We start from the raw sequence: 2,425 nt of genomic DNA, 5'->3' as shown, positions 1-2,425 counted from the left end.
CCGCCGGACTGGGCGGGGACGGCGCCGGTGCTGCCGCCGGCGCTCGGGCCGGCGGCGGCGTCGCGGGTGACGAAGCGCCGGTAGCCGGCGTCGCGGGCCAGCAGGTCCGCGTGCGTGCCGCTGGCCACCACGCGCCCGTCGCGCACCCAGTGCACGGTGTCGGCCTGCGGCAGCACGAGCGGGCTGGCGCTGGCGACGAGCGTGGTGCGCCCGGCGCGGGCCGTGCGCAGCCGGCCGGCGATGCGGGCCTCGGTGTGGGCGTCGACGGCGCTGGTCGGCTCGACGAGGACGAGGACCTCGGGGTCGCGCAGCAGCACCCGGGCCAGGGCCAGGCGCTGGCGCTGGCCGCCGGACAGCGAGCGGCCGCGCTCGGCGACCGCGCCGCGCAGGCCGCCGTCGACGAGGTCGACGACCTCGGTGGCGTCGGCGACCCGCAGGACCTCCAGCACCTCCGCGTCGGTGTGCAGGTTCTCGGGGTCCACCTGCTCGCGCAGCGTGCCGCTGAAGAGCTGGGCGTCGTCCTCGGCGAGGACCACGCGGCGGCGCACCTCGGCGACCGGCACCCGCCGCAGCGGGACGCCGGACAGCGTCACCTCCTCCTCCTCGCCGGTGCCCGCCCCGGTGCCCGTCGCGGGGGCGTCCTCGAAGCGGGCCAGCCGCCGGCCCAGCGGCCCGGCGTCCTCGGGCGGGTCGCTGACGACGACCGTCAGCTCGCCGGGTGCGGCGACCACGCCGGAGGCGGGGTCGGCCAGCGGGCCGGCCGGGGGGTGCTGCAGCCGCCCGGCCGGGGCGTCGGCCAGCAGCGGCGGCACCTCCAGCATCGTCACCAGCCGGCGGGCGGCGACGAGGGCGCGGGCGTACTTGTCCGCGGCCTCCACGAGCATGCGCAGCGGCGAGGTGAGGAAGGCGGCGTAGCCGTAGAGCGCGACGAGGTCGCCGGGGGTGATCTCGCCGCGCACGGTGGCGCGCGCGCCCGCCCACACCAGGGCGGCGACGAGCAGGCCGGGGACGAGGACCTGCAGCGCCTCCAGCGCCGACTCCCAGACCGCCACCCGCACGCCGGCGGCGCGCACCTGCTGGCTCTTGGCCCGGTAGCGGGAGAGGAAGAGGTCCTCGCCGCCGACGCCGCGCAGGATGCGCAGGCCGCGGACGGTGTCGGTGCCCAGCGCCGTCAGCTGCCCGGTGAGCTCGCGCTGGCGCCGCTGGCGCTCCTGCAGCGGGCGCAGCAGCACCAGCAGCGCCACGAGGACGGCGGGGATGCCGAGCAGGACGATGAGCCCCAGCGGCACGGAGGTGCGCAGCACGAGGACGGCCACCACGACGACGGCGAGCACCGAGGCCACCGCGCGCTGGGTGACGTCGAAGGCGTCGGCCAGGCGGGGGCCGTCGGAGGCGGTGCTGGCGAGCACCTCGCCCTGCGGCAGCCGGGCGGTCACGGCGGTGCCGGCGCGGGCGGTGTGCCGGCCGACCTGCTGCAGCGTGCGGAAGCAGGCGGTGAGCCAGTTCGTGACGCCGTAGTAGTGGCGCGCCACGGCGGCCAGCGTCGTCGCGACGGCCAGCGCCAGGACGAGGGCGGACCAGCGCAGCAGCGCGCCGTCGTCGCCGGCCAGGACGCCCTCGTCGAGGGCCTTGCCGACGGCGGCGGGCAGGACGGCCTGCGTCAGCATCCAGGCGCAGCCGAAGGCGGTGCCGACGGCCAGGGGGCGCCACTGCTGCGCGGCCGTGCGCAGCAGCAGCCTCAGAGGGGATCGGACGTCGGGGGCGCCGGGATCGGCGAGGGGGAGTTCCCGCACGTGGATCGACGGTAATCGTTGTCCGGACGACTCTCCATCCGATATCGGATCCGTGTCCCACCGACCGCCGCCGCGCGCGCCGCGGCACCACCTCCACACGCGGTGCGACACCATCACTACGCTGCGTGAGCGGTGACGTGGCACAGTGGTCCCGTGGGGGGACAGGAGGGGCCGGGGCCCCTGGACGCGCACGTGCGGTTGCTGCACCTGCCGCTGCTGCTGCGGGCCCGGCTGAACCGCCACGTGGAGGGGCTGCTGCGCGAGTTCGCCCTCATCCGGATCGGGGAGGAGCGCAGCGCCGACGCCTCGCTGCCGGCCCGGCTGCTGGAGCTCGCCGTCGAGCTGGACACCACCTACGCCCCGCACCGCGCCCTGCACGCGCAGGCGATGGAGGCGGCGCTGGCCGGCGGGCGCACCCACGTGGACGTCGAGTACCCGGCCGCCAGCGCCTCGGCGCCCTACGTCCAGCACCTGCTCGACGTGCTCGAGGAGGCCGACGAGTACTGCCGCGGGCGGCACCTGCTCGCGCTGCCCGCCGAGCCGGAGCTCGTCGCCTTCCGCCGCTGGCTGTTCGGCCAGGTCGTGGACCAGCTCGCCGGGCGCCCCGCCCGCCGCTGGCAGGACCCCGAGCC

Annotated in this window: 1 protein-coding gene and 1 pseudogene; one reads left to right on the top strand and one right to left on the bottom strand. The window is 77.6% G+C overall.

Annotation, left to right across the window (positions count from 1 at the left end; genetic code table 11):
- A partial coding sequence (locus tag GTQ99_RS26435) for an ABC transporter transmembrane domain-containing protein (protein ID WP_205708022.1) occupies positions 1 to 1,793 on the bottom strand: 1,793 nt, incomplete at its 3' end.
- Between the two features lie 153 nt (positions 1,794 to 1,946).
- On the opposite strand from GTQ99_RS26435, the pseudogene GTQ99_RS22195 reads away from it, so the two are divergent.
- Positions 1,947 to 2,425, top strand: a pseudogene (locus tag GTQ99_RS22195) (hypothetical protein); the annotation flags it as partial.

It is taken from the genome of Kineococcus vitellinus, from assembly GCF_009906315.1.
Taxonomy (GTDB): domain Bacteria; phylum Actinomycetota; class Actinomycetes; order Actinomycetales; family Kineococcaceae; genus Kineococcus; species Kineococcus vitellinus.
The sequence above is the reverse complement of the archived record's forward strand: the minus strand, read 5'-3'. Positions and strand labels throughout refer to the sequence as shown.